25 protein-coding genes and 3 tRNA genes are annotated in these 26,153 nt (G+C 73.2%); 5 read left to right on the forward strand and 23 right to left on the reverse strand.

All coding sequences use genetic code 11. The features are described 5' to 3' along the window. Window positions 1-56 precede the first annotated feature (56 nt). Window positions 57-1,676, reverse strand: a complete 1,620-nt coding sequence (locus IEW90_RS12325) for an APC family permease (protein ID WP_188718571.1) — start codon at window positions 1,674-1,676, stop codon at window positions 57-59. A 175-nt stretch (window positions 1,677-1,851) separates the two neighbouring features. Between IEW90_RS12325 and IEW90_RS12330 the strand changes: the two genes are divergently transcribed. After that, window positions 1,852-2,565 carry an OBAP family protein gene (locus tag IEW90_RS12330; protein ID WP_188718572.1) on the forward strand — a complete coding sequence of 238 codons (714 nt, stop codon included), beginning with the start codon at window positions 1,852-1,854 and terminating at the stop codon, window positions 2,563-2,565. A 58-nt stretch (window positions 2,566-2,623) separates the two neighbouring features. Beyond that, on the forward strand, window positions 2,624-3,205 hold the full coding sequence (locus tag IEW90_RS12335) for a GNAT family N-acetyltransferase (RefSeq protein WP_188718573.1): 582 nt from the start codon (window positions 2,624-2,626) through the stop codon (window positions 3,203-3,205). A 40-nt stretch (window positions 3,206-3,245) separates the two neighbouring features. On the opposite strand, the gene IEW90_RS12340 is transcribed toward IEW90_RS12335, so the two are convergent. Next, on the reverse strand, window positions 3,246-4,757 hold the full coding sequence (locus IEW90_RS12340; RefSeq protein ID WP_188718574.1) for an MDR family MFS transporter: 1,512 nt from the start codon (window positions 4,755-4,757) through the stop codon (window positions 3,246-3,248). A 75-nt stretch (window positions 4,758-4,832) separates the two neighbouring features. Here IEW90_RS12340 and IEW90_RS12345 point away from each other — a divergent pair, with 75 nt between their 5' ends. Beyond that, on the forward strand, window positions 4,833-5,450 hold the full coding sequence (locus IEW90_RS12345; RefSeq protein ID WP_188718575.1) for a TetR/AcrR family transcriptional regulator: 618 nt from the start codon (window positions 4,833-4,835) through the stop codon (window positions 5,448-5,450). Between the two features lie 22 nt (window positions 5,451-5,472). On the opposite strand, the gene IEW90_RS12350 is transcribed toward IEW90_RS12345, so the two are convergent. The 6 genes from IEW90_RS12350 to speB form a co-directional block, all read right to left on the reverse strand. Next, on the reverse strand, window positions 5,473-6,240 hold the full coding sequence (locus tag IEW90_RS12350; protein WP_229679664.1) for an alpha/beta fold hydrolase: 768 nt from the start codon (window positions 6,238-6,240) through the stop codon (window positions 5,473-5,475). A 99-nt stretch (window positions 6,241-6,339) separates the two neighbouring features. Next, complete coding sequence (locus tag IEW90_RS12355; protein ID WP_188718576.1) at window positions 6,340-7,101, reverse strand: SDR family NAD(P)-dependent oxidoreductase; 762 nt, start codon at window positions 7,099-7,101, stop codon at window positions 6,340-6,342. Between the two features lie 110 nt (window positions 7,102-7,211). Further along, on the reverse strand, window positions 7,212-7,889 hold the full coding sequence (locus IEW90_RS12360; RefSeq protein WP_188718577.1) for a cyclase family protein: 678 nt from the start codon (window positions 7,887-7,889) through the stop codon (window positions 7,212-7,214). Further along, window positions 7,879-9,252, reverse strand: coding sequence for a purine-cytosine permease family protein (locus tag IEW90_RS12365; protein WP_188718578.1), 1,374 nt, complete (start codon window positions 9,250-9,252; stop codon window positions 7,879-7,881). Before IEW90_RS12365 ends, IEW90_RS12360 begins: the two co-directional genes overlap by 11 nt. 70 nt (window positions 9,253-9,322) lie before the next feature. Further along, the gene (locus tag IEW90_RS12370) at window positions 9,323-9,724 is read right to left on the reverse strand and encodes a nuclear transport factor 2 family protein (protein WP_188718579.1); all 402 of its coding nucleotides are present in this window, start codon (window positions 9,722-9,724) and stop codon (window positions 9,323-9,325) included. Continuing rightward, window positions 9,711-10,679, reverse strand: a complete 969-nt coding sequence (speB, locus tag IEW90_RS12375; RefSeq protein WP_188718580.1) for an agmatinase — start codon at window positions 10,677-10,679, stop codon at window positions 9,711-9,713. The genes IEW90_RS12370 and speB overlap by 14 nt, the downstream gene beginning before the upstream one ends. A 119-nt stretch (window positions 10,680-10,798) precedes the next feature. Between speB and IEW90_RS12380 the strand changes: the two genes are divergently transcribed. Next, on the forward strand, window positions 10,799-11,383 hold the full coding sequence (locus IEW90_RS12380; RefSeq protein ID WP_188718581.1) for a helix-turn-helix domain-containing protein: 585 nt from the start codon (window positions 10,799-10,801) through the stop codon (window positions 11,381-11,383). A gap of 60 nt (window positions 11,384-11,443) precedes the next feature. Here IEW90_RS12380 and IEW90_RS12385 read toward each other — a convergent pair whose 3' ends face one another. The 13 genes from IEW90_RS12385 to serS all read right to left on the reverse strand — a co-directional run bounded on the left by IEW90_RS12385 (window position 11,444) and on the right by serS (window position 22,579). Next, complete coding sequence (locus IEW90_RS12385) at window positions 11,444-12,217, reverse strand: hypothetical protein (protein ID WP_188718582.1); 774 nt, start codon at window positions 12,215-12,217, stop codon at window positions 11,444-11,446. Between the two features lie 193 nt (window positions 12,218-12,410). Beyond that, window positions 12,411-12,845, reverse strand: coding sequence for a hypothetical protein (locus IEW90_RS12390; RefSeq protein WP_188718583.1), 435 nt, complete (start codon window positions 12,843-12,845; stop codon window positions 12,411-12,413). A 235-nt stretch (window positions 12,846-13,080) separates the two neighbouring features. Further along, window positions 13,081-13,153 (reverse strand) — tRNA-Arg (locus IEW90_RS12395). A gap of 84 nt (window positions 13,154-13,237) precedes the next feature. Next, entirely contained in the window at window positions 13,238-13,441 is a 204-nt protein-coding gene (locus IEW90_RS12400; RefSeq protein ID WP_188718584.1) for a cold-shock protein, read from the reverse strand. A 106-nt stretch (window positions 13,442-13,547) separates the two neighbouring features. Continuing rightward, window positions 13,548-14,798, reverse strand: a complete 1,251-nt coding sequence (locus IEW90_RS12405; RefSeq protein ID WP_188718585.1) for a hypothetical protein — start codon at window positions 14,796-14,798, stop codon at window positions 13,548-13,550. A 76-nt stretch (window positions 14,799-14,874) separates the two neighbouring features. Further along, complete coding sequence (locus IEW90_RS12410; protein ID WP_188718586.1) at window positions 14,875-16,341, reverse strand: serine/threonine-protein kinase; 1,467 nt, start codon at window positions 16,339-16,341, stop codon at window positions 14,875-14,877. Window positions 16,342-16,491: 150 nt separating this feature from the next. Continuing rightward, window positions 16,492-18,030, reverse strand: a complete 1,539-nt coding sequence (locus IEW90_RS12415) for a serine/threonine-protein kinase (protein ID WP_188718587.1) — start codon at window positions 18,028-18,030, stop codon at window positions 16,492-16,494. A gap of 250 nt (window positions 18,031-18,280) precedes the next feature. Beyond that, on the reverse strand, window positions 18,281-18,712 hold the full coding sequence (locus IEW90_RS12420; RefSeq protein ID WP_188718588.1) for a YkvA family protein: 432 nt from the start codon (window positions 18,710-18,712) through the stop codon (window positions 18,281-18,283). A 115-nt stretch (window positions 18,713-18,827) separates the two neighbouring features. Further along, window positions 18,828-18,919 (reverse strand) — tRNA-Ser (locus IEW90_RS12425). Between the two features lie 76 nt (window positions 18,920-18,995). Further along, window positions 18,996-20,279 carry an LCP family protein gene (locus IEW90_RS12430; protein WP_188718589.1) on the reverse strand — a complete coding sequence of 428 codons (1,284 nt, stop codon included), beginning with the start codon at window positions 20,277-20,279 and terminating at the stop codon, window positions 18,996-18,998. A 16-nt stretch (window positions 20,280-20,295) separates the two neighbouring features. Further along, window positions 20,296-20,380: transfer RNA gene (locus tag IEW90_RS12435), tRNA-Ser, on the reverse strand. A gap of 133 nt (window positions 20,381-20,513) precedes the next feature. Next, the gene (locus IEW90_RS12440) at window positions 20,514-21,314 is read right to left on the reverse strand and encodes an HAD family hydrolase (protein WP_188718590.1); all 801 of its coding nucleotides are present in this window, start codon (window positions 21,312-21,314) and stop codon (window positions 20,514-20,516) included. Then, a complete protein-coding gene (gene serS / locus IEW90_RS12445; RefSeq protein WP_188718591.1) occupies window positions 21,314-22,579 on the reverse strand; it encodes a serine--tRNA ligase in 1,266 nt (421 codons plus the stop codon). Before serS ends, IEW90_RS12440 begins: the two co-directional genes overlap by 1 nt. Window positions 22,580-22,685: 106 nt before the next feature. On the opposite strand from serS, the gene IEW90_RS12450 reads away from it, so the two are divergent. After that, window positions 22,686-23,663 (forward strand): diacylglycerol/lipid kinase family protein, encoded by a 978-nt coding sequence (locus IEW90_RS12450; protein WP_188718592.1) that lies wholly within the window; start codon window positions 22,686-22,688, stop codon window positions 23,661-23,663. Window positions 23,664-23,769: 106 nt separating this feature from the next. Here the strand turns inward: IEW90_RS12450 and pheA are convergent, their stop codons facing one another. Together pheA and IEW90_RS12460 are read right to left on the reverse strand one after the other, a co-directional pair. Then, window positions 23,770-24,708, reverse strand: a complete 939-nt coding sequence (gene pheA, locus IEW90_RS12455; protein ID WP_188718593.1) for a prephenate dehydratase — start codon at window positions 24,706-24,708, stop codon at window positions 23,770-23,772. 9 nt (window positions 24,709-24,717) lie between these two features. After that, on the reverse strand, window positions 24,718-26,109 hold the full coding sequence (locus IEW90_RS12460; RefSeq protein ID WP_188718594.1) for a pyridoxal phosphate-dependent decarboxylase family protein: 1,392 nt from the start codon (window positions 26,107-26,109) through the stop codon (window positions 24,718-24,720). Between the last annotated feature and the right edge of the window lie 44 nt (window positions 26,110-26,153).

The raw sequence follows: 26,153 nt of genomic DNA on the forward strand, positions 1-26,153 counted from the left end.
CCGCCCGCCCCGGCCATCCATCCGGCGCGGGCACGCCCGCCCGCGTCGGCGGTCCGTCAGTTCCGCTCGGCGGTCGCGGCGCCCTCGTCGTGGGCGAGCTCGTCGTCGTCCGCCGCATCCGGGTCGTCGACCGCCACGGGCAGCACCTCGCCGCGGAAGAACGCGGGGTGGCGGGCCGCCTGCACGAGCATGAGCACGACGCCCAGCAGCAGGATGCCGACGCTCGCGACGAAGACGAGGCCGATGCCGTCCTGCGCCATGCCGTCGGCGTCGTATCGGGTCGCGAAGAGCGCCGAGCCCGAGCCGAAGGCCGGGTCGATCGAGTCGACGGCGGTCTTGCAGAACAGCGCCAGGAGCGCGAGCCCGCCGAGCAGCGGCAGCACGATCCGCGACAGCGCGCGCCGCACGCCCGAGCGCCACGAGCGGCGGAAGTACCACGCGGCCGCGAGGCCCGTGATGCCGTAGTAGAAGCAGACCATCATGCCGAGGGCGCTGATGGTGTCCCAGAGCGCGTTCTCGGAGAGCACGCGCATGACGGCGTAGAGCGCCATCGCGACGATCGCCGACGCGAGCGTGGCGACCGAGGGCGAGCGGAAGCGCGGGCTCACCGTGCGGAACGCGCTCGGCATCGCGCCGTAGTGGCCCATCGCGAGGATCGTGCGGGAGGGCGAGATCATCGTCGACTGCAGCGAGGCGGCCGAGCTGAGCAGGATCGCGATCGAGACGAGGATCGCGAACGGGCCCATGATGGGCGCCGAGAGCACGGCGAAGATCGACTCCTGGTTCTCGGGGTTGCCGGCGCCGAGGCCGGTCTCGCCGACGCCCGCGTAGGCGAGGGTCGCGATGGTGACGAAGAGGTAGACGGCCATCGTGATGACGATCGTCGCGATGGCGGCACGGCCGGGCGTGCGCTTGGGGTCCTTCGCCTCCTCGTTCATCGTGACGACGGTGTCCCAGCCCCAGAAGAGGAAGATCGCGAGCGAGACGCCGGCCGAGAGCGCCGACAGGCTCGAGGCGGCGAAGGGGTCGAACCAGGAGGCGTCCACCTGCTGCGGGTCGAAGCCGTCGCCGTTCGCGACCGCGACGAGCGCGGCGACGACGTACCAGCCGAGCGCGCCGAGCTGGAAGATCACGAGGCCGATCTGCACCTTCTTCGTCGCCTCGACGCCGCGGTAGCTGATCCACGCGGCGCCGGCCACGAACAGGCCCGTGCAGAGCAGGTTGAGCCAGAGCACGCGCGTGAGGTCGGCGAGCGACTCGTCGCCGGTGATCTGCGCGAGCAGGATGAAGAGGAAGTCGACGGCGACGGCCGCGAGGTTCGAGAGCACCAGGATGGTGGAGGCGACGAGGCCCCAGCCCGCCATCCAGCCGAGCCACGGCCCGAACGCGCGCGTGGCCCAGGTGAAGCTCGTGCCGGAGTCGGGCATGGCGGCGTTCAGCTCGCGGTAGCCGAAGAGCACGAAGAGCATCGGGACGAAGCCGATGAGCAGCACGGCCGGCACCTGCAGGCCAACCTCGGCCACCACCGGGCCGAGGCCAGAGGTGAGCGTGTACGCGGGCGCCACCGCGGAGACGCCGATGATGGCGCCGCCGATGGCGCCCACCTTCCCGACGCCCAGTCCCTTGCGCGAGACGCCGCGCTGCGCGGCTCCGCTCTGCTGCTCGATCGTGGTCATGAGGCTCCTTCGCCCGTCCCGGCCCGCCCCGACTGCGCGGCGGGCTGTCGGCCATTGTTGACCATGTGATCGATAAGCGCAAGCCCGGTGCGGCGACGCGGACGCCACATCCACCTGTCCCCCATCCGCGGCGCGTACGGTCGCCGCACCCGCGACGGACCACGAGGAGGACGCGATGCGACGGAAGAGCCCGACCGAACCGGCAGGATCCGGCAAGCCATGGTCGTTGCAGGCCCTCGAGCTGGGTGCGAAGGCGCTGCAGTCGACGCCGCCCCTGCACGCCTTCGACGTCTACGTCGTGGGCTTCCACCCGGCCAAGGACGACCCTTCGATGCAGATGGAGGCGCACCACTTCTGCCGCGTGGTGAACGACGACCTCATCGAGGCGACGATCTTCGACGGGAACGCCGCCGACGCGAACCTCATCGGCATCGAGTACATCGTCTCGGAGGCGCTCTTCGAGACCCTCGACGACGACGAGCAGCGCCTCTGGCATCCGCACAACTACGAGATCCTCGGCGGCTCCCTCGTGGCGCCGGGTCTGCCGGCGGCCGCGGAGGACGCACTCATGCGGCGGCTGCTCAACAGCTACGGCAAGACCTGGCACACCTGGCACACCGGACGGCACGACGTCGGGGGCGGGCACTCCCTGCCGCTCGGCGAGCCCATGCTGATGTGGTCGTTCAACCGCGACGGCGAGACCGATGCGTCGCTCGAGGCCGACCGCGAGCGCGCGCTCGGGCTCGACACGGCGCGGACGCGCGAGCGCAGGGCGTCGATGGCGGAGCACGCACGGCCGCAGCGGGGCGTCGACGCCCTGCGCTCGCACTTCCCCGACGCGACACCCGCCCCCGGCGTCGTGGACGACGGCCGAGACGCGGCGCGCTGAGGCCCGCATCGACCAGCGGCCCTGGACGACAGGGCCGCGCAGACCTACGCTCGGCGGCATGACGACGGCCGCGCACCGGGTCGAGGCCCTGAGCCCGGCCACCTGGTCCGCGTTCGCCGACCTCGTCGAGCGCCACGGCGGGATCTTCGGCGGCTGCTGGTGCACGTACTTCCACCCGGCGTGCGCGGATCGGGCGCCGGGCGCCGACGGCAGCCGGGACTACAAGCGGCGGCTCGTGGATGAGGGGCGGGCGCACGCCGCGCTCGTCATGCTCGGCGACGAGGCGATCGCCTGGGCCGAGTACGGCACGCCCGAGGAGCTGCCGAACATCCACCACCGCAAGCAGTACGACGCGGAGGCCGACCTCGTGCCCGATCACCGCATCACGTGCATCTTCGTCGACAAGCGGCACCGGCGCGGCGGCTACGCGGAGATCGCCTTGGGCGGCGCGCTCGAGCTCATCGCGGCCGCGGGCGGCGGGGTCGTCGAGGGCTACCCGCACGAGGTGGGCGAGCAGCGGATGAGCAGCTCGTTCGTCTACAACGGCACCCGCGCGATGTACGAGCGAGCCGGCTTCGCGCTCATCCGGCCGAAGGGACTGAGGAACACCGTGATGCGCCGAACGGTGACGGCGGCCTGAGCGCCGCCACCGCCGGGCGGCTCAGTGCACGATCGGCGGCTCAGTGCGCGATCGTCCGCTCCCCCGCATCCGCGCCCTCGTCGGCCGCGGCGTCGCCCCGCACGAACGCGGCGAGCACGACGGCCGCGAGCGAGAGCGAGGCGCCCACGACGAACGCCGCGTGCACGCCCGAGCTCATCGCCGCCGCACCGCTCGCCCCGTCGGCCGCGGCGCTCGCGGCGCCCACCGCCATGAGGGTCACGAACAGCGCGGTGCCTGCGGCGCCGGCCACCTGCTGCAGCGTCGACATGACCGCCGAGCCGTGCGAGTAGAGGCGGCGCGGCAGCGAGCCGAGCGCCGAGGTGAGCAGCGGCGTGAACATGAACGCGAGGCCGAGGTTGAGCACGAGGTGCATCGCGATGATCGTCGGCACGGTCGAGGCCTCGTCGAGCGTCGTCATCCACCACAGCGCGCCGCTCGTGACGATCGCGGCGGGCAGCACGAGCGGGCGAGGGCCGAAGCGGTCGAAGAGCGCGCCGACGACCGGTGCCGCGACGCCCATGAGCACGCCGCCGGGCAGCAGCATGAGGCCGGTCGCGAGCGTGTCGAGGCCGAGCACCTGCTGCAGGTACAGCGGCAGCAGGATGAGCGTGCCGAGGAGCACGGCGAACACGACGACCACCAGCACGACCGCGAGCGAGAACGGGCGGGTGCGGAACACGGCGAGGTCGAGCAGCACGCGGTCGGTGCCACCGAGCGACAGCTGGCGCCACACGAACGCACCGAGCGAGAGCACGCCGATCGCGATCGGCACCCAGACGGGCACGCCCTCGTTGCCCTCGGCCGACTCCCCGAGCGACGCGAGGCCGAAGATGAGGCCGCCGAAGCCGATCGCGGCCAGTGGCACCGACACGAGGTCGAGGCGGCCCGGCTTCGTCTCGGTGAGGTTGCGCACGAAGACGCCGCCGAGGATCAGGGACAGCACCGCGATCGGCAGCACGAACACGAAGAGCCAGCGCCACTCGAAGGCCGACAGGATGAGGCCCGAGACCGTGGGACCGACGGCGGGCGCGACGGCGATGACCACCGAGACGACGCCCATGAAGCGGCCGCGCCGCTCCGGGGGCACCACCGACAGCACCGTGGTGAACAGCAGCGGCATCATGATCGCCGTGCCGGCGGCCTGCACGACGCGGCCGACGAGCAGCACCCCGAACCCGGGTGCGATCGCCGCGACGAGGGTGCCGGCCGTGAACAAGCCCATGGCGACGAAGAACAGGGCGCGCAGCGGCACGCGCTGCAGCAGGAAGCCCGTGATGGGGATGATGACCGCCATCGTGAGCAGGAAGCCGGTCGTCAGCCACTGCGCGGTGCTCGTGGTGATGCCGAGGTCGACCGTGAGCTGCGGGATCGCGACGCCCATGATCGTCTCGTTGAGGATCACGACGAAGGCGCTCGCGACGAGCAGGGCCAGCACGGGGCCGGGGCGCGGCGCGGTCATCGGTGCGGCTGCGACGGGCGCGGCGTCCGGGCGGATGGTCGGGGTGGATGCGGTGTCGGTGGCGCTGCTCATCGTCTCTCGTTCTGCGTGTGCGTGCCGACTTGGCAGTGACTGCCATGTCGGCGGGGACTACCGTAGCATGGCGGCATGACGAGCACCGAGGATCGGCACGCGACCGACCTGCGCGAGCGACGGCGCTCGCAGACCCGGCGCGAGATCGCCGACGCGGCGATCGACCTGTTCGAGCGGCAGGGGGTGGCCGCGACCACGGTCGAGGACATCGCGGCGGCGGCCGGCATCTCGCCGCGCACCTTCTACCGCGTGTGCGGCACGAAGGAGCAGGCGGTGCTCGACGACAGCGAGCTCGCCGGCGCCATGGCCGCCGCCGCCGCGGGCATCGACGCCGCCGCTCCCCTGCGCCCGCAGCTGGTCGCCTTCTGGCGCGAGCAGATGGCCATCATCGAGGCGGACGCCGAAGGGCATCGCCGCCACCTGCGGGTGCGCCGGCTCATCGCCGACGAGCCCACCCTGCTCGCGGCGGCGCTGCGGCAGGAGCACGACCGCGACGAGGCGTTCGTGCAGGCCCTGGTCGAGGCGACCGGCCGCGACGCGCTGCAGCTGCGCGCGCTCGCCGAGTGGATCTCGGTGCTCGTGCGGCTCACGATCGAGGAGCGGCTGTGCGCGGGCGAGGGGGCCGGCGCGCTGCCGCTCACGCCGATCTTCGATCGCGCGCTCGAGGCGCTGGAGGGCGTGCAGGCGCTCTGAGGGCTCGGCCGGCCGGCCGCCGTCAGCGCAGGAGGCGAGCCAGGATCGCCGAGGCCATCGCCTCCGGGGCCTCGATGGGCACGAAGTGGCCGCCCGGCACGATGCGCAGCTCGACCCGCTCGAACCATGCGGGCAGCTCGTCGGCCCACTCGATGGGGAAGAGCGGGTCGCGCTCGGGCCACAGCATCGTCGTCGGGATGCGAGAGCGCCGACCCTCGGCGTAGCCGACGTTGTCGCGGTACCAGGCGATGCTCGCCGTGAACGCGCCCGGCCTGGCGTAGGCGCGCACGACCTCCTCGAACCGGGGCCCCGCGACGACGGAGGCGTCGCCCGACCACGCCTCGATCAGGAACGCCAGGTGCTCGCGCACGGCGTCCTCCCGCCCGTCGATGAGCCGCTCGGCGAGCAGCGTCCGGTGGAAGTGCTGGTACCAGAAGCGGTCCGCCAGGGCGGCGGCGCCCGCGCGGTCGCCGATGCCGGGATAGCCGGGGGTCAGCACGGCGCCGACGATCCGTTCGGGCGCGGCTCGCACCATCGCCTGCGCGATCCGGCTGCCGATGTCGTAGCCGACGACCACCAGCGGTGCGTCGTCCGGCAGCGCCGCGAGCAGCCGCTCGGCATGCGCGGCCGCCGACGCGGCGCCGGGCGCCATCGGCCCCGCGAACCCGTCGCCCAGGCCCGCCAGCACCGGCACCTCGACGCGCACGCCGGGCAGCAGCGCCCGCGCGGCGTCGTAGTCCGAGGGCAGCCCGGGCCAGCCGTGGAGCAGCACGACGATCGGTTCGCTCACGTCGGGCTCCGTCCTCTGCGGGACGGACGCCCGCACGCCGCCATCATGCCGAGGCGTCCCTGCGAGCCGGACGAAGGGACGTCGCGCTCAGCGGATGCTTCAGGTGCGCAGGTGCGAGGCGCCGTTCAGGTCGAGGACCGCGCCCGAGGCCCACTGCGCGTCGGGCGAGGCGAGGAACGCGATGGCGTGGGCCACCTCCTCCGGGGTGCCGACCCGGCCGAAGGGGCTCTGGGCGCGCACCGCGTCGCCCTCGCTGCCGGCGAGCCTCGACTCCTGCCGCTCCGTGCCGACGAAGCCGGGCGCGACGCTCGTCACGGCGATGCCGTGCGGCGCGAGGGCGACGGCCATCGACTGGCCGAAGGCATGCAGGCCGGCCTTCGCGGCGCCGTAGGCCGGGTACTCCGGCTCGCCGCGGAACGCGCCGCGCGAGCCGACGTTGACGATCGAGCCCGGTCGGCCCTGCGCGATGAGCGCCTCCGCCACCAGGAAGGTCACGTTCGCGGGGCCGCGCAGGTCGAGGTCGAGCATCTGCTCCCACACCTGCGTCCATCGCTCGTACGAGACCTCGCCGATCGCGTGCTCGGTAGCCGGGCTCGGCGCGATCGCGGCGTTGTTGACGAGCAGGTCGACATGGCCGAAGGCGTCGAGGACCTCGGCCACGACCCGCTGCGCCGCCCCCGGATCGGCGAGGTCGCCGCCGACGACGATGTGGCCGGAGCCCTCGAGCAGGCCGAGGGTCTCGTCGGCCGCCGCGGCGTCCGATCCGTAGTGGACGGCGACGCGATCGCCGCGTCGGCTGAGCTCCACAGCGGTGGCGCGGCCGATCCCGCGGGATGCGCCCGTGACGAGTGCGTTGGCCATGGCCGGTCCTTCCGTCGTGCGCCCTTGGCGACCCGAGGCTACCGCCGGGGCCGGAGCGGCAGCGGGGGTGGTGTGCGCCGTGCACGCGGCGCCACGGCCGGCGCTGCGGCTCAGTCGAGGAAGGCGACCGCCCTGACGGGCGCGCCGTCGCCGCCGAGGCGCAGCGGGAAGATGCCGATCCGGATGCGCGCGGGCAGGTCGTCCGGCACGACGAGGTTCTCGACGATGCAGCCGTCGGCGCCGAGCACCGCCTCGTGCACCGGGAAGCTCGTGCCCTCGGCCGCGCCCTCGCCCGTCGCATCGGGGCTCAGCGCGTCGACCGCGAGCACGCGCATCCCGCGGCGCACGAGCTCGCGCGCGGCGGCGCCCTCGAGCCACGGATGGCGGAGGGCGCGCTCGGTGCCGAAGTGCGCCGACCAGCCGGTCGCGACCACGACGATCGGCGGCACCGCATCCGGCACCGGACCCGCCGCCTCGAGCGCCTCCCAGCCGACGCCGGCGCCATCCGCGAGGCCCGGCACCCGCAGCACGAGCGCCTCGCCGACGAGCTCGTCGAGAACGACCTGGGCCATCGTCCGGCCGCCCTCGACGGTGTGCGAGGGCGCGTCGACGTGCGTGCCCGTGTGCGAGCCCATCGCGAGCCGCTCCACCGCGACGCCGTCGTGGCCGAGCGTGAGCGCGGCCACGACCTCGACCGCGGGGTCGCCGGGGTAGACCTGCATGCCGTCGCGGACGGGATGCGTCAGGTCGACGAGGCGCGGCCAGCGCGCCGCCGCGTCAGCGGGCATCGGCGTCGGCGAGGTGGCGGGCGGCCTCCGGCTCGCGCCGCCGCCCGGCGACCATCGAGACGACGAGGTAGAGCGCGAAGGTGACGACGAAGCTCGGCACGGTCGCGCCGAACGGGAGCGGCACGACGTATGCCCACACGTAGGCGAGGGTCGCCCCGACGAGCCAGGAGCCCACCGCGATCCAGTTGACGCCTCCCGAGAACCAGTACCGCCCGCCCCGCGGCTCGAGCAGGTCGGCGCTGTACGAGCGCCGGTGCAGCAGGTAGAAGTCGACGATCATGATCGCGAACACCGGCGCGAAGAGCGCCCCGATCGTCACGAGGAAGGTCGTGAACTGGTCGAGGAGGCCGAAGAACGTCGACCCCAGGACCGAGATCGCGCCGAGCACGAGCGCGGTCGCGAGGAAGGGCACGCGCCGACCGGGCAGCGCGTTCACGACCGTGGTCACCATCCCGTAGACGACCATCGTGTTCGTCGCCATGACCGAGAGGAAGATCGCGACGGCGAAGAGCGGGCCGAAGGGCTCGATGATCGTCGCCGGGTCGAACGGCACGGCCTCGCCGCCGCGGAGCACGACGAAGCCGATCGCGGTGGCGCCGACGGCCATCGCGACGACGGTCGAGAGCGTGTAGCCGATGCCGGCGCCGATCGCGCCGCCGCGCACCGTGCGGGCGAAGCGGTTGAAGTCGGCCGAGAGCACCGTCCAGGAGATGGCGGTCGCGAGCACGACGTCGAAGACGAGGCCCGGCGTGTAGAACGGCTCGGCGGGCGCCGGGATGGCGGCGAACTCGGCCGGCGAGAAGGTCGTGAAGGCAGTGATCGCGACGTAGGCGGCGATGGCGAGGATGACGGCGGCGAACCACGGCTCGACGCGCGCGACGCCGGCGTGGCCGAAGATCGCGAGCACCACCACGATGGCCTGGCAGAGGATCGCGAAGACCACCGGGCTCGAGAAGCCGGTGACGCTCGCGACGAGCCAGTCGAGCGAGATGCCGGCGAGCATCGCCTGCACCCAGCTCCATCCCATGAGGATGACGAGGTTCGCGGCGGCCGGGAGCAGGCTGCCGCGCGTGCCGAACGAGGCACGGGTGAGCGCCATCGTCGGGAGGCCCGTGCGGGTGCCGATCGCGCCCACGAGCACGAGCACGCACGCCCCGAGCACCGTGCCCGCGACGATGAGGCCGAGCACGAGCCCGTAGGGCACGTCGGGCACGAGCAGGGTGCCGGTGAGCAGCGTCGTCACGACGAGGTTCGCGGCGAGCCAGATCATGAGCATCCGGCGCGACGAGTAGGTGCCGCGCACGGGGCCGGCGTCGTCGGCATCGGCCTGCAGGCGTCGCTCGAGGCGGGAGTAGAGCGTCATCGGTCTCCTTCGACGGATGCGGAGCCCGCGCGGGGCTCGTGGCTGGGCGCCGGCGCGGCCGGTGCTGGGATCAGGGGGCGGCTGCGGGCAGGGGCGACAGGTGCTCGTGGACCGCGACGAGGCGGTCGCCGTCGAGGGCGAGCACGATCGACTCGCGCTCGCGGTAGGACTCCTGCCCCGCCCCGGTCTCGACGGTCGTGTCGACGGTGTGCGTGAGGACGGCGCCGCCCGGCAGCGGCTGCACGAGCCGTTCGGTCGACCTGCAGGCGATCACGTGCCAGCCCTCGGCGAGCCACGACCGCCACAGCGCCTCGTACGCCGCGCGGTCGTCGAGCCGGCGCGGCTCGGTGTGGAACACGAACGAGGCGCTCGGCGCGAAGGCCGCGAAGTATCGCTCGGTGTCGGTGGCGGCGAAGGCCGCGACGATCGCGTCGACGGCGGCCTCGACCTCCGCGGCGTCAGGCGTGCGCATCGGAGCCCCCTCCCGTGCGGGGCGCCATGGCGCTCAGCAGCTCGTAGACGACGTGGCTGGCCGCGACGGCGGTGAGCTGCGCGTGGTCGTAGGCCGGAGCGACCTCGACGACGTCGGCGCCGACGATGCGGCGACCGGCGAGCGCGCGCAGCATGCGCAGCAGCTCGCGGCTCGTGAGCCCGCCGGCCTCGGGCGTGCCGGTGCCGGGCGCGTGCGCGGGGTCGAGCACGTCGATGTCGATCGACACGTACAGCGGCGCGTCGCCGATGCGCGCGTGCATCCGGTCGATCGCGGCCGCGACGCCGTGCTCCTCGACGAACTCGCTCGTGACGACCGAGAAGCCCAGCCGCTCGTCGTCGGCCAGGTCGTCCTTGTCGTAGAGCGGACCGCGCGTGCCGACGTGCATGCTCGCCGTCAGGTCGATCAGGCCCTCCTCGGAGGCGCGGCGGAAGGGCGTGCCGTGGGTGACGGGCGCGCCGAAGTAGGTGTCCCACGTGTCGAGGTGGGCGTCGAAGTGCAGCACGGCCACGGGGCCGTGCTCGGCGTGCACCGCGCGGAGCAGCGGCAGGGCGATCGTGTGGTCGCCGCCGATGACGACGAACCGGTCGGCGCGCTCGCGCAGCTCGCGGGCGCCGGCCTCGATGCCCGCGACGGCGTCCTGCAGGTCGAACGGGTTGGCCACGAGGTCGCCCGCGTCGGCCACCTGCTGGGCGCCGAAGGGGAAGACGTCCTGCGCCGGGTTGTAGGGGCGCAGCAGCCGCGACGCCTCCCGCACGTGGGCAGGCCCGAAGCGCGCGCCCGGGCGGTACGAGACGCCGCTGTCGAAGGGCACGCCCGCGACGGCGATGTCGGCGCGGCCCACCTCGTCGAGGCGCGGAAGCCGCGCGAAGGTGGCGATGCCGGCGAACCGGGGCACGGCGCTCGCGTCGATCGGACCGACGGGGGTGGGTTGCATATTTGACAACTCTCGATACTCTGGGGGCAACGCTGCGTCGTCACCGTAGAACGCGGCGCGCCGGTCCGTCAAGCGCCCGGTCCGTCGAGCACTCGTCCGCTGCACACCGAGGAGCCCCGATGCGCCCGATCCACCCCTCTGCCGACTCGAGCGCCGTCGCGATCGGGGCGAGGCTGCGGGGCGCACGCCTCGCGCAGGGCCTCTCGCTCAGCCAGGTGGCGGCGAGCGCCGAGCTGTCGAAGGGCTTCCTCAGCCGGGTGGAGCGCGACGAGACGTCGCCGAGCGTCGCGACGCTCGTGCAGCTGTGCCAGGTGCTGTCGGTGCCCGTCGGCGCCCTCTTCGAGGAGCCGGACGTGCAGCGGGTGCGCTGGGCGGATGCGCCGCGCATCAACCTGGGCGGCGAGGGGGCGGACGAGCGCCTGCTCTCGCCCCGCCACGAGTCGCGGGTGCAGCTGCTGCGCAGCGAGCTCGCGCCCGACGCGCACGGCGGCGCCGACCTCTACACGATCAACTGCGAGGTCGAGGTGCTGCACGTCGTCGAGGGCACGATCTCGGTGCGACTGACGGACCGCGAGGTGCTGCTCGAGGCGGGCGATGCGCTGACGCTGCCGGGGCGGGAGCCGCACACCTGGCGCGTGGAGGGCGATCGGCCGGCGGTCGCCCTGTGGGTGATCTCGCCCGCGCCGTGGAGCGGGTCGGCCTGACGGGGTGGCGCTGGACGGCTCGCTTAACCTCGGCGCCGCACCCGGATCCCGGAGACCGCTTCAGACGAGCCAAGAGTCGTCGTACCTGTTCCCCAGTCTTCTCCTTGCCTCCAGGCGCAACGCTTCCGGGAAGGCGCGACTCTCATAGATCGCACCGTTCCTGACGTGAAGCAGATCGATCAGCGTGGCGGGAGTGTCGACACCGGCCACCCATTCCAGAGTCAGTGTTTTGAGTGCGGGCAGCGACCGCAGCTCCCCCCAGTTGGTGAGCATCTTGATATCACCTAGTATCAGGTTTTCGAGATTCGTGCATTCACGGATCCCGCGGAGGTCGAGATGCCGAGTGTCTGTGATCCGAAGAGTTCGGAGCAGTTCAGGAGAGGCCAACTTAGGGAGGCTGCGCAGCGACTTCGCCCTCTTCAGATCCAGATGCTCGAGGGGACTTTCCACGATCAACTCATCGAATGCGAACTTGCTGTCGTAGTTGTCCAGGTTCTTCAGACCAGGAGCGCGAACGAGTGGACTCCAAATCGGACCCAAGTAGCGCTCGACGCTAGCCGGTAGTGACGCGGACTGCGGCCTCAGCGGACCAGAGATCACCAGCGTCCTGAGGTTCTCGAACGCTTCTATGCCGTCCAGCCGCGACTTGGCGCCGACCAAGAGGTTCATCTCTTTGACCGCCTGGGCGAGTCCAGGTGCTGCGACGATCGACGAGAGGCTGGAGACTCCACGAGTCAGGGTCGTTGCGAGAAGCCCGGATCCGCTGACCCGCGAAACCACCTCCGTCGTCCACGGCCCTTCCTCTGTGCGCAAAGGAAGATCGAAGATGCTCATGAGTCCTGTCTACCTGGATCTTGCGTGACTGCGGTTCCTGCTCGGTTTCGATGGTGGGGTGTCTGCCCGCGTGATCATCACGCGCTGCGCGACAACAACTGCCCGGGCTGCGGATGGGCGCGCGTACCGAGTACTGCCATTGCGGTCCGCCGCCGGTCAGGGTGAACGTCGCCTCGCCACAACGGTCGACCGCTCATGCTTCGCGATCTTCGAGGCCACGACGCCCTTCACCACCGAGCGTGCGTCGCTCTTCTCGGTACCACGGCAGTCGCCTGGCCAACCGGTCCATGGTCGTCAAGCGGCCAACGTAGGTCAGCGCGACGCCGCCGCCAAGATCGATCCATCGCCAAGATGCATACGGCGGCCAGAGCTCACTCGTGACTTCGTGAACTGGACTGCGGTCGAACTGGCCAAGCACCAGCTCCAGCGGTCGACCGCGCATCGGCATCTCAACCTCGAGATCCGAGCCGCTGACATCGACCACCAGGTTCACCCCGACCTGCCAGATGCGCATCGTCACATCGTGAGCAGCGCCGGAGACCAGGGCAGAATCGTCTGCATCGAACAAGGAGATGTCGGTTGCTGGCAGCTCGCTCCATGTGACCGTCGGAGCGAGGGCTCGCGACATGCCCTCGAGTCTCTGACGCAGAGCATTCCTCATCGAGCACATTCAATGGTCGGCGCACTGCCACCAGCAGGCAAGGAAGTGGAGTCGATGAGGCCCCGGGCGTCCTTGCCTCCACGCCAGCGGACGATGAGGGCCGGAGTGACCATACCAGCCGATTGGGTAGCGACCTCGATCGTCGAGCAACCACGAAGGCCACCTGCTTCCGCAGGTGGCCTCCTACTGTCTCAACACAGTGCGCGCCCGGAGGGACTCGAACCCCCAACCTTCTGATCCGTAGTCAGATGCTCTATCCGTTGAGCTACGGGCGCTTGGCCTTCTCGGGCCAGGGATCAGACTAGCCGACCACTGGCCCGAGCGCCAATCGGGGCGCGTCGCGCCTCGATCAGGTCAGATCAGAGCGGGCGGATGTTCGCGGCCTGCGGGCCCTTCGTGCCCTCGACGACCTCGAACTCCACGGCCTGAGCCTCCTCGAGCGTCTTGAAGCCGCTCGAAGCGATCTGGCTGTAGTGGGCGAACAGGTCCTTGCCGCCGTCATCGGGGGCGATGAAGCCGAAGCCCTTGCCCGAGTCGAACCACTTGACGGTTCCGGTTGCCATGCATCCTCCAGGGTGCTGATTGCGCGCCGTAGCAGCGACGCGTCTGGTCGGGCCTTGCACCCTCCCCCAAGCCTAGCGGCATCGGGTGGCGGCGCGCTGAGGGATCCTACGGGCGGCCCGGCTCGAGCGTGTCGCCGAGGCGCGGCGCCCACAGCACCGCGAGCAGCGCGGCGACGCCGATCGCCGTGAGCGCTCCGAGCGCCGCGACGGCGAGCCCGGTGTCGACGGCGATCCAGCCGACCAGGAGCGCGCCGACGGCGGCGGCGGCGTAGGTCACCGCTGCATAGAGCGACGACAGCGCCCCTTGCCTGGCCGGAGTGGTGCCGCGCGTCAGCGCGACGAGGCCCACGCGGTACGAGACGCCGACCCCCGCGCCGACCAGCGTGAAGCCGACGAGCGCGACCGCGTCGAGCGCCCCGAGCGCCCCCGCGACGATGCCCGCGACGCCGGCGACGACGACGAGCGCCCCGCTCGCCCGCGGCGCGACGCGCGCCAACCAGGGGCTCGCGAGCTGCGCTGCGGCGCTCGAGCCGAGCAGCAGCGCCGGGCCGACGGCCTGCACGACCGGTCGGCCGAGGTCTGCGAACACCGTCGCCCCGAACACGGTCGCGGTGCTGAGGCCGATCCAGCCGATCGCCCCGATGCCGAGCGAGCGCGCAGCGTCGGCGTCCAGGCGCAGCCTCGCGGTCGCGCCGCCCAGGTCCTCGAGCGCGGCGCGGTTCGCCCGCCGGCGCACCCCGAGCACCACCGCCGCGAGCGCGAGGAGCACGAGCACGATGCCCGCGTGACCGAGGGCGACCGCGCGCGGGGCGTCGGCGACGAGCGCGCCTGCGACCGCCTGCGACCACGCGGTGCCGAGCACCGCGCCGACGAGGTTGCCGGTCGCCGACAGCGCTCGACCCGGCGCGCCCACGGCGGCGACCACGAGCGCAGCCGCGGCGCCGGTGCCGATGCCGCCGGCGACGCCGGCGACGGCGCGGCCCGCGAGGATCGACCACTCCTGCTCGACCCACAGCAGCGCATCCGACCCGATCGACGTCGCGAGCGCCGCGAGCAGCAGCGGCGCGGCGAGCCGCGTGGCCCGCGGCCGGGCCAGGAGCAGCAGCACGGCGACGAGCACCGTGACGTAGCTGACGAAGGTGAGCGAGAGCACGAGCGGATCGAGCCCCAGCAGGTCGCGGTAGACGGGCAGGAGCGGGTTCATGGCGTTCGTGCCGGCGAGCAGCATCGAGAACGCCGCCGCGACCACGGCGGCCTGCAGCAGCGCCCAGATCCGGCCGCCGCGCGGTGCGGGTGCGGCGGATGCGCCGCCGCCGACGGCCTCGATCTCCCCGGTCCTGAGCCCCTGCGACGCCACCGATCCAGCCTAGGCGGCGTGCGAGCCGCAGCCGAGCGGCTGCCGACCGTGAGACGCGGAGCAGCGGGCCGCGTCGTCAGCGCTCGGCGCTCGGACCGCGCCCGTTGCCGCTGTTCTGGCCCGGACCGCTGCCGCTGTTGGCGTCGCGGCCGTTGCCGTTCCCGTTCGAGCTTCCGTTCCCGGTCGGGTTCCCGTTGCCGCTCCCGTTGCCGTTCCCGGTGGAGTTCCCTCTGCCGTTCCCGTTGCCGTTGCCGTTCGAGCTCCCGTCGGCGTCGGCGTCGGCGTCGGGCTCGACGGTCGCAGCAGGCGCTGCCGAGCCCGCCGAGACCGGCTCGACGTCCGCCGCATCCGCGGAGCCCGCCGCTGGAACGACCGCGGCGGTGCCTGCCGAGGCAGCGTCGACGGCGTCCGCGCCCGCATCCGCCTCGTCGTCGACAGCCACGCCCACGACGTCGTCCGCCACGACGGCGGGCGACTCGTCTGCGGGCGGCTGCGTCACGGCGACCGGCTGCTCGGACGCCGGCTCCGCGGTCGTCGGCTGCAGTGCCACGACGGCGCCGAGCCCGACGACCGCCGCGGCGACCGCGACCCCGCCGATGATCGCCGCGCGACGGCGGCGACGGCGCCGCTCGAGCGGCTCCACGTCGGTCGCGATGGCCACCGGCCCGAGCCGCGAGCCCGCGCGCCGGTCCACGTGCACGTCACCCGGCACGTGCGCCAGCGCATCCGCCACGTCGGCCGCCGACGGGCGCGCTGCGGCGTCTCGCGCCGTCATCGCCGTCAGCAGCGCCGACCACGCCGGTCCCAGCGACTCCGGCACGGCCGGGTCGCGCAGCATCCGAGCGGTGAGCATCTCCATGAGGGCGCCCTGGTACACGGGCGCGCCCTGCAGCGCCTCGAGCAGGATCAGGCCCAGCGCGTAGACGTCGGTCGGCGGGCCGACGCGCTCGCCGGACGCCTGCTCCGGGCTCACGTAGGCGGCGCTGCCGAGCACCGTGCCCGTCATCGTGATGCGCGTCGAGTCGATGAAGGAGGCGATGCCGAAGTCGGCGAGCTTCGCGTCGAAGGCGCGGTCAGGAACGTTCGAGGCGGCGAGCAGGATGTTACCCGGCTTGACGTCGCGGTGCACGACGCCGTGCGCATGCACCTCGGCGAGCGCGCCCGCGATCGCGCGGCCCACCTGCGCGACGTCGCCCGCATCCATGGGCCCGCTCTCGAGCAGGCCCGCGAGCGTCGGTCCGTCGACGAGGTCCATGACGAGGTAGCCGACGCTGCGGCCGAGCACGTCGAGCTGGCCGGCGTCGAGCAGCGTGACGAGCGACTCGTGCTGCAGCGACGAGAGCACCTGCACCTCGTGCTGCGCGCGGCGCGCGGTGACCGGATCGGTCGGGGCGCCGAGCAGCACCTTCACGGCGACCGGTAGGTCGAGGTGCTCGTCGTGCGCGCGCAGCACCGTCGACATGCCGCCCGAGCCGAGCTTCCCCTCGACCGTGTACCGGCCGTCGATCGACGTGCCCGGTGCGAACGGGTCGGATGCATCCACGGGGACTCCCAGGCTGGCCGCCGACCGCGCGAGGGGCGCGGGCGTCAGGAGCGGCGGGTCGAGCGGGCTCGACCGCGGCAATGGTCGCACGCGGTGGGGGACGCCGCATGCACCGGGGACTCAGGTGGATCCGGCTTCCGGTCCCACGGGTCAGCCGTCGTCGCCCTGACGGCCGGCGCCCGGGGCGTTGCCGCCCGAGCCGTTGCCGGAGCCGCTGCCCGAGCCGCCTCCTGAGCCGTTGCCCGAGCCGCCTCCTGAGCCGTTGCCCGAGCCGCTGCCCGAGCCGCCTCCTGAGCCGTTGCCCGAGCCGCTGCCCGAGCCGCCTCCTGAGCCGTTGCCCGAGCCGCTGCCCGAGCCGCCTCCTGAGCCGTTGCCCGAGCCGCTGCCCGGATCAGCGGTTCCGCCACCGCCGTTCCCGCCGCCGTTCCCGCTGCCGTTGCCGTTGCCGTTGCCGTTGCCGGAGGAGGTGCTGCCGACAGTGCCCGTCGCGGGCGCCACGACCGCCTGCTCCACGACGGCGCCCGTGTCCGCCGTCATTGCCTCCGCCCCCTCCGACGAGGATGTCGTGGCGTCGTCCGCCTCCTCGGTCGGCGCCGCCTCCTCGGTCGGCGCCGCCTCCGACGGCTCGGCCGGCGGCTGCGAGACCGCCGCGGGCGGCTCGGCCCGTTCGGCATCCGCCTGGCCCTGCAGCGCGACGACGGCGCCGAGCCCCACGAGTCCCGCGGCGACCGCTCCGCCGACCACCAGCGCCGCCGCACGGCGCCGACGGCGGCCACCGGTCTCGGCGGCGGCCGCCACCGGCATCGGGTGGGTGGAGACGAGGGGCGGATCCTCCTCGACCGAGACGTCGGTCGGCACCGCCGCGAGCGCCAACGCGACGCGGGCCGCGGTCGGGCGAGCCACGGGGAGCCGCGAGGTCATGGCCGTGAGCAGCGAGCCCCACTCCTCCCCCAGCGAGCGCGGCACGACCGGGTCGCGCAGCATCCGCGCCGAGAGCACCTCGACCATCGACCCCTGGAACTCCTGCTCGCCCGTGAGCGCCTCGAGCAGCACGAGCCCGAGGGAGTACACGTCGGCGGCCGTGCCGACCCGCTGCCCGGCGGCCTGCTCGGGGCTGACGTATGCGGCGCTGCCGAGCACCGTGCCCGTGGCCGTGATCCGCGTGGCGTCGACGACGGAGGCGATGCCGAAGTCGGCGAGCTTCGCGTCGGCCTCGTGCTCCGGGTCGTGCGAAGGCGCCAGCAGGATGTTGCCGGGCTTGACGTCGCGGTGGACGATGCCGCGCGCGTGCACGAGCGCGAGCGCGCTGGCCGTCGCGCGACCGATGTGGGCGACGTCGCCCACGCTCATCGGCCCCTCGTCGAGGCGCTCCGAGAGCGTGGGGCCGTCGACGAGGTCCATGACGATGTAGGCGACGCTCCTCCCGCCGACGTCGACCGAGCCGGCGTCGAGGAGGGTGACGAGCGACTCGTGCTGCAGCGAGGTGAGCAGCCGGACCTCGGACTGCGCGCGGCGGGCGGACGACGGGTCGGTGGGTGCACCCAGGAGCATCTTGACGGCGACGTCCACATCGAGGCGGCCGTCGTGCGCGCGCAGCACGGTGGACATGCCGCCGACCCCGAGCCTCCCGAGCACCGTGTATCGGCCGTCGATCGTGGACCCCGGTTCGAAGGGGTCCGTGGCGTGCATCGCGCCTCCCAGGGCGGTCGCCGGCGACCGCGGGAGCGGGCGCGAGGTGCGGCGGTCGAGGTGCTCGAAGCGTCCATGGTCGCACGCTTGGGGGACAAGTCGGTGGGAGCCCCCTGGGGACACCCCGGGCGCTCGTCGTCGGACCTCCGGTGCCCGTCACGCACAGGGCGACGACCGCGAGCGCCGCGTCCAGCAGCATGCGCCTGCAGGTGTGCCGAGCGCGGTGGCGATGACGCTCGGCGGACGCTCCTCAGGAGGACGCGCCAGCGCGGCCTCCGGACCCGATCCCCGTCAGGCGGGTGAGCGCCCTGAACCCGTCCTCGGTGCCGGGCCAATGCGCGCGGACGGCACCGATCCCGGCTCGCCGCACCGTGCTCCGCAGCACGAGCGAGACGACGATCGCGTCATCGGCGTACCCGAGCACCGGGATGAAGTCCGGCACCAGGTCGATCGGGAACGCGAGGTAGACGAGCAGCGCCGCGAGCCGCCACCTGACCCCACGCGGCAGCGACGCGTCGGCCGCGAGCCGCCGCAGGAGCCGCAGCAGGTCCGGCAGCAGCCGCACCGCCTCCTGCAGCAGAGGCCCCTTCGGCCGAGCGAGCAGCAGCGCCACGAGCAGCGCGAGCCACGTCGCCAGGATCGCGACCCCGAGGCCGATCAGCGCCTCCGCCCACCACGGCATGCTCGAAGGCTACAGCCGCGAGCCGATGCGGGGCGGGCGCGGGGGAACGCTCGCGCCTGAACCACGAAGAGGCCCCGACTCGCCTGATCGCTCAGCGGTTCGAGGCCTCTCTCGGTGGTGGAGACGGAGGGATTTGAACCCTCGGTCCCCTATTGGGGACTCCACCTTAGCAGGGTGGTGCACTCGGCCGGACTATGCGACGTCTCCTCGGCCCGCCTGCGCAGGCCGGACGCAACTCTACCAAACCGGCGGAGCGCACCCGTGCGCGCGGCGCGGAACCGGGTCAGCTGCCGAACGGCACCACGCACGACTGCTGCGACGCGTCCTGCCCGATGACGCCGTCGAGCGCGGGCGTCTCGGTCGGCTCGGGTGTGCCGGCCGGGTCGGACGCCGCGGGGTCGGTGGGCGCAGGCGTCTCCGTGGGTGCCGGGGTCTCGGTCGCACCCGGCGTCTCGGTCGCCCCGGGCGTCTCGTCGGTCGACCCGACGCCCAGCGAGTCCTCGCCCAGCTGGATCGGCTGGTCGGTGCGGACGAGCTCCATGAGCGCCTCGGCCCGCTCGGGATCGGGTATGACGCGCGGCCCGCTCGGCACGTTCGGGTAGAGCACGAACTGCATCGTGTCGAGCGGGATGTCGGCGAGCACGCGGCCCATCGACACCATCGTGCCGATGTCGCCGAGCCCCGACGAGAGCGTCATGTTCTCGGTCGCGACGCCGGCGATGTTGTACAGCTTCGTGAAGTCGGTGAGCACCGCATCCGACTGGAGCGTGCGCACGAGCGACGACAGGAACACCTGCTGCGACGAGATGCGCGCCAGGTCGGAGCCGTCGCCCACGCCGTGGCGGGAGCGCAGGAACGCGAGCGCCTGCTCGCCCTCGAGGTCGTACGTGCCGGCCTCGGGGATCTGCAGGCCGGTCCAGCGGTCGTCGATCGGCCCGGCGAAGCAGACGGGCACGCCGCCGACGGCGCTCGACATGCTGATGACGCCGTTGAACGTGATCATCGCCGCGAACGGCACGTCGAGGCCCGTGAGCTCCTCGACCGTGGAGGCGACGCAGCCGAGGCCGCCACGGCTGAGCGCCTGGTTGAACTGGATGCCGTCGACCGCCGGAGCCGTCTCGCCCGTCTCCGGGTCCTCGCACGCGGGCATGTCGACGAGGAGGTCGCGCGGGAACGAGACGACGGTGGCGCGCGAGTGGTCCTCGCTCACGCGCATGAGCATCGTCACGTCGTTGAGCTTGCCGCCCTCGTAGGCGGCCTCGCCGAACGCCTCGCCCTGGCCCTCGCGCTGGTCGGAGCCGACGAGCAGGATGCTGAAGGCGCCCTGGTACGGGGCGAAGCCGGGCTGCGCGGGCGGCACGTCGCCGCCGAGGTCGACGGTCGCGATGTTCGTCGTGAGCCGCAGCACCGAGACGCCGACGACGCCGGCCATCGCCACGAGCACGACGCCCACGCCGAGCGCGACCCAGCGCAGCACGTGCGTGACGCCGTTGCGCCGGCGCAGGCGCCCGTGGCGCGGCGCCATCGACGACGTGTCGACGACGGTCCGTCGCTCCTCGCTGGCCATGCTGCTCCCCTTTCCGCGGAGGGCGTGGGATTCGAACCCACGAGGCATCGCTGCCCACCGGTTTTCAAGACCGGCTCCATCGGCCGCTCGGACAGCCCTCCATGCCCGTCGCTGCTGGCTGCGACGACCGACGACGATGGTACCGCCGGAGCGGATGCCAGGGCTGCCGACCGGCTCGCGATCGGCTGTGGATGCGCGCCTGTCCCCCGATCGGCGCCGCTGCGGCCGCCCCGGTCAGCGCTCGTCGAGCAGCGACTCCAGCAGCACGGCGAGGCCGTCCTCGTCGACCGGCGCGGTCGTCTCGGTCGCGACCGCGAGCAGCTCCTCGGGCGCCTGGCCCATCGCCACCGCGCGGCCGCCGCCCGCGGCGACCCACTCGAACATCTCGATGTCGTTGCGGCCGTCGCCGACCACGACGATCCGCTCGCGCGGGATCTCGAGCAGCTCGGCGACCCGCTCGAGGCCGGTCGCCTTGTTCACGCCGTCGGGCGCGATGTCGAGCCACGACGAGTAGCCGATGGCGTACGAGACCTTGTGGAGGCCCATCCCCTCGACGATCTCGAGGAACTCGTCGACCTCGTGGTCGGGGCTCATGACGACGACGCGCATCGCGGGCACCTCGAAGAGGTCTTCGAACTCCACCCGCTGCGCCTCGTCGAGGTTCCAGTCGACCATGCCGTCGGTGTAGCGGCGGTGGCCCTCCGCGTCCTCCACCATGTACGCGCCCGTCGGCAGACCCTGCGCGATGGTGCGCAGCGCCTCCGACGCGTCGAAGGTCTCGACGTGCAGGCGCTCGTAGCCGTCGCCGTTCCTGCCGAGCACGAGCGCGCCATTGGCCGAGACGAGGTGGCTCGGCTCGATGCCGAGCCGCAGCGCCGTCGACTCGGTGGTCGACTGCGAGCGGCCGGTGGCGAGCACGACCACGTGGCCGGCGTCGACCACGGCCCGCACGGCATCCGCCACGCGGTCGGAGAGCGAGTCGTCCTCGCGCACGACGGTGCCGTCGATGTCGAGGCCGATGAGCAGCGGCTGCATCAGGCGACCGGCTCGATGGTGCTGATGCCGCCCAGGTGCGGGCGCAAGGCCTCCGGCACGCGCACCGAGCCGTCGGGCTGCTGGTGCGTCTCGAGGATCGCGACGAGCCAGCGCGTGGTGGCGGCGGTGCCGTTGAGCGTCGCGACGGGCGCCGTGCGGCCGGTCTCGGTGCGGTAGCGGGTGCCGAGGCGGCGCGCCTGGAACGTCGTGCAGTTCGAGGTGGAGGTGAGCTCGCGGTACTGCTGCTGCGAGGGGATCCACGCCTCGATGTCGAACTTGCGGGCGGCCGAGGAGCCGAGGTCGCCCGCGGCGACGTCGATGACCCGGTAGTCGAGCTCGCAGGCCTGCAGCATCCGCTCCTGGAGCGCGCGCATCCGCTCGTGCTCGGCCTCCGCGTCCTCGGGCTTCACGTACGAGAACATCTCGAGCTTGTTGAACTGGTGCACGCGCAGGATGCCGCGGGTGTCGCGGCCCGCGGACCCGGCCTCGCGCCGGTAGCAGGTCGACCACCCGGCGTACCGCAGGGCGCCCTGCTCGAGGTCGACGATCTCGTCGGCGTGGAAGCCCGCGAGCGCCACCTCCGACGTGCCGGTCAGGTAGAGGTCGTCGGCGGGCAGGCGGTACACCTCGTCGGCGTGCTCGCCGAGGAAGCCGGTGCCGCGCATGATCTCCGGGCGGACGAGCGTGGGCGTCGTGAGCGGGGTGAAGCCGTCGGCGAGCACCTGCTCGAGGCCCAGCAGCATGAGCGCGAGCTCGAGCCGCATGCCGATGCCGGTCAGGTAGTAGAAGCGGCTGCCCGCGACCTTCGCGCCGCGCGCGATGTCGAAGGCGCGGAGGCTCTCGCCGAGCTCGACGTGGTCCTTCGGCTCGAAGTCGAACGAGCGCTCCTCGCCGTGCGTCGAGAGCGTGATGAAGTTCGCCTCGTCGCCCGCGGGGACGTCCGGGTGCACGATGTTGCCGAGCCGGGAGACGCTCGCGTCGAACGCCGCCTCGGCCTCCGTCACGCGCGTCTGCGCCTGCTTCACGCCGCCCGCGAGCGCCTTGCCCTGCTCGATGAGCGCGCCGCGGTCCTCCTTGGCGGCGGCGCCGACGAGCTTGCCGTGCGCGTTCTGCTCGGCGCGCAGGCGCTCGAACTCGGTGATCGCGGAGCGGCGCGCCGACTCCGCCTCCAGCGCCTCGTCGACGTACGAGACCGGGTCGCCCCGGCGCTCCTGGCTGGCCTTCACGAGGTCGGGCTGCTCGCGCAGCAGCTGGGGATCGATCACCCCAGCAGTCTACGAGCGGCGGATGTCCTGCACCTGCGGGCCGCGCTGGGCGACCGCTGACCTCGCCCACGGCGAACCCGCGGCGCCGCGGCAGTACAGTCCACCCATGCGCGCAGGCATCGTCTACAACCCCGTCAAGGCCGACCGCGAGGCGCTCGCGGCCCAGGTCGAGTCGGCCCAACCCATCGAGTGGTCGGAGCCGGTGTGGTTCGAGACCGACGCCGACGACGCCGGCGAGGCGGCGGTGCGGAAGGCGCTCGACGCGGACATCGACCTGCTGCTCGTCGCGGGCGGCGACGGCACGGTGCGCGTGGCGGCCGACCTCGTGACGGCCACCGAGGTGCCGCTCGCGATCATCCCCTCCGGCACCGGCAACCTGCTCGCCCGCAACCTCGGCATCGACGTGGTCTCGCTCAAGAACGCCGTGCGCACCGCCTTCGACGGCGAGCAGCGCGAGATCGACCTCGGCGAGCTCGAGGTGGAGTCGCCCGACGGGAAGCGCACCAAGCACGCGTTCGCGGTCATGGTCGGCTTCGGCCTCGACGCCGAGATGATCGACAAGACCGACGAGGGCCTGAAGAAGAAGGTGGGCTGGCTCGCCTACGTCGACGCCGCCGGCAAGGTGATCAACTCGCTCGACACCGTGCGCGTGCAGGTCCGCCTCGACGGCGGCCGCACGGTGCGCTCGACCGTGAACACGATGCTCATCGGCAACTGCGGCACCGTGACGAACGGCATCGTCGTGCTGCCCGACGCGGTCGTCGACGACGGGATGCTCGACATCGCGCTCGTGCGGCCCAAGGGCGTGCGCGGCTGGCTGCAGGTGGGCGGCTACGTCGCCCGCAACAACCTGCTCGTCACGAAGGTGCTGAAGCGCACGGGCCGCCTGGGCAAGCAGCGCACCGGCCCCGCCCTCGGGTACGGCCAGGCGAAGGAGACGCACGCGCGGCTGTCGGAGCCGAGGGCTGTGCAGGTCGACGGCGACGTCGTGGGCGACGCGATCGCGCTGCGCGCGACGATCCGCACCGACGCGCTCGTGGTGCGGGTGCCGAAGCAGCGCCCGCACCTCGGCGTCGCGGTCTAGGCGCGGCCAGGTCTCGAGACGCGAGCCGCCCGCGGCGGCGCGCTCCTCGACCAGCGGGAGGGAAGGCTGCGGGCTCCTCGACTTGCGAGGGCGGAGCAGCGGCCGGCTACGCCTCCGGCTCGGCGGCGAGCAGGCCGCGCAGCCAGTCGCGGGCGTCCTCGAAGCGGCGGTCGGCGTAGCGCTTCTCGACCGTGGCGCGCTCCCCCTCCGCCTTCGGGTACGAGCCGAGGAAGATGACGTTCGGGCTGAAGCGCTTGAGGCCGAGCAGCGCATCCGCCACCCGCTCGTCGCGCACGTGCCCGTCGCAGTCGATCACGAAGCGGTAGCGACCCAGCCGGTCGCCGATGGGGCGCGACTGGATGAGCGTGAGGTTCACGCCGCGGGTCGCGAACTGCTCGAGCATGTCGAGCAGGGCGCCCGGCTCGTCGCTCGGCAGCTCGACGACGAGGCTCGTCTTGTCGGCGCCGGTGCGCTCGGGCAGCTGCTCGGCACGGCCGACGAGCAGGAAGCGCGTGACGGCCGTGCGGGAGTCGGCCACGTGCTCGGCGAGCACCTCGAGGCCGTCGACCCACTGCGTGATCGTCGGCGTCGAGAGCGCCGCCTGCGCGACGCCCTGCGCGAGGTCGGCGGCGGCCGTCACGTTCGACGGCGCAGGCAGGTGCGCGCGGCCGGGCAGCTCGCGCTGCAGCCAGCGCGAGCACTGCGCGAGCGCCACCGGGTGCGCGGCGACGACCCGCACGTCCTCCAGCCGCGTGCCGGCGAGCGCCACGAGCGAGAAGTCGACCGGCACGAGGTGCTCGGAGAGGATGCGGATGCCGGGCGTCGCCGCGAGCGCGTCCTGCGCGGCGGTCACGCCGCCCTCGAGCGAGTTCTCGATCGCGATCATCGCGGCCGCCGAGCGGCCCTCGGCGACGTCGGCGAGCGCCTCCTGCACGTTCGCGACCGGACGCCGCTCCCACGAGCCGATGCCGGGCACCTGGTCGAGCGCGAGCTCCGTGAACGTGCCGCGGGGACCCAGGAAGCTGACGACGCGGGGACCCACCATGGGCCCAGCCTACGGTCGGGCGGGCACCGCCTCCCCCATGCCCGCGACGATGCGGCGCACGGCGCCGAGCGTGCGCTCGAGGTCGTCGGGCGTCGTCGCCCACGACGACATCGAGCAGCGCAGCGCCGTGCGACCCCGCCAGGTGGAGCCGGTGACGACCGCCGTGCCGTCGACGAGCATCGCGTCGCCGAGCGCGCGCGTGGCCGCGTCGTCGCGCAGCCGGAACAGCACCTGCGTGTAGTCGACGTCGTTCACCACCTCGACGCCGCCGATGCCGCGCAGCCCCTCCGCGACCGCGACCGCGTTGTCGTGCAGCCGCTCGACGAGCGCCGCGACGCCGCCTCGGCCGAGGCTCCGCAGCGCCGCCCACGCGGGCACACCGCGCGCGCGCCGCGAGAGCTCGGGCGTGACGTCCCACGGGTCGAGGCCCGTGTAGACCAGGTAGTCGCCGCCCGTGCGGAACGCGGCGATGGAGTCGGCCGGGTCGCGCACGATCGCCATGCCGCAGTCGTAGGGCACGTTGAGCGTCTTGTGCGCATCCGTCGCCCACGAGTCGGCGCCGCCGACGCCGGCCGTGAGGTGCGCGAGGCGCGGCGAGGCGCCCGCCCACAGCCCGAAGGCGCCGTCGACGTGCACCCACGCGCCGTGCTCGTGGGCGATCGGGATGAGCGCCGCGAGGTCGTCGAAGGCGCCCGTGTGCACCTCCCCCGCCTGCAGGCAGACGACGAGCGGGCCGTCGTCCGTCGCGAGCGCCGCGCGCAGCGCGTCCGGCAGCATCCGGCCCTGGTCGTCGGAGGCGACCACGACGAGGTCGTCGGTGCCGATGCCGAGGAACCGCGCCGCGCGGTCGATCGAGCCGTGCCGGTCGGCGCCGACGGCGAGCCGGACGGCGGGCGCGCCCCGGAGGCCGCGCTCGGCGAGCGGCCAGCCCGCGCGCGTCAGCACGGCGCGCTGCGCCACGAGCAGGCACGCGTAGTTCGCGAGCTGCCCGCCGGTGACGAAGCCGACGCTCGCCGTCTCGGGCAGGCCGAGCAGGTCGAGCATCCACCGGCCCGCGACTCGCTCGAGCGCGACCGTCGCGGGCGTCAGCATCGCCGATCCCGAGTTCTGGTCCCACGCCGAGACGAGCCAGTCGGCCGCGAGCGCCGCGGGCAGCGTGCCGCCGATCACGAAGCCGAAGAACCGGCCGCCCGGGATGCCGACGAGGCCCGGATCCGCATCCGCCATCAGCCGCTCGACGACGGCGGTCGGATCGAGGCCCTCGTCGGGCAGCGGACCGCCGAACGCCTCGAGCATCGCGTCGAGGTCGGCGCGCGGCCACACCGGCCTCGTGTCGAGCGTGCGCAGGAACGCCTCCGCCCCGCGATGCGCCGCGTCGAGGGCGCGCTCCCGTCCGTCCACGGGGCCAGTGTCATCCCGCTCGCGCGCCGCGACAAGGGGCGGAT

This window comes from Agrococcus terreus (assembly GCF_014645235.1).
Taxonomy (GTDB): Bacteria; Actinomycetota; Actinomycetes; order Actinomycetales; family Microbacteriaceae; genus Agrococcus; species Agrococcus terreus.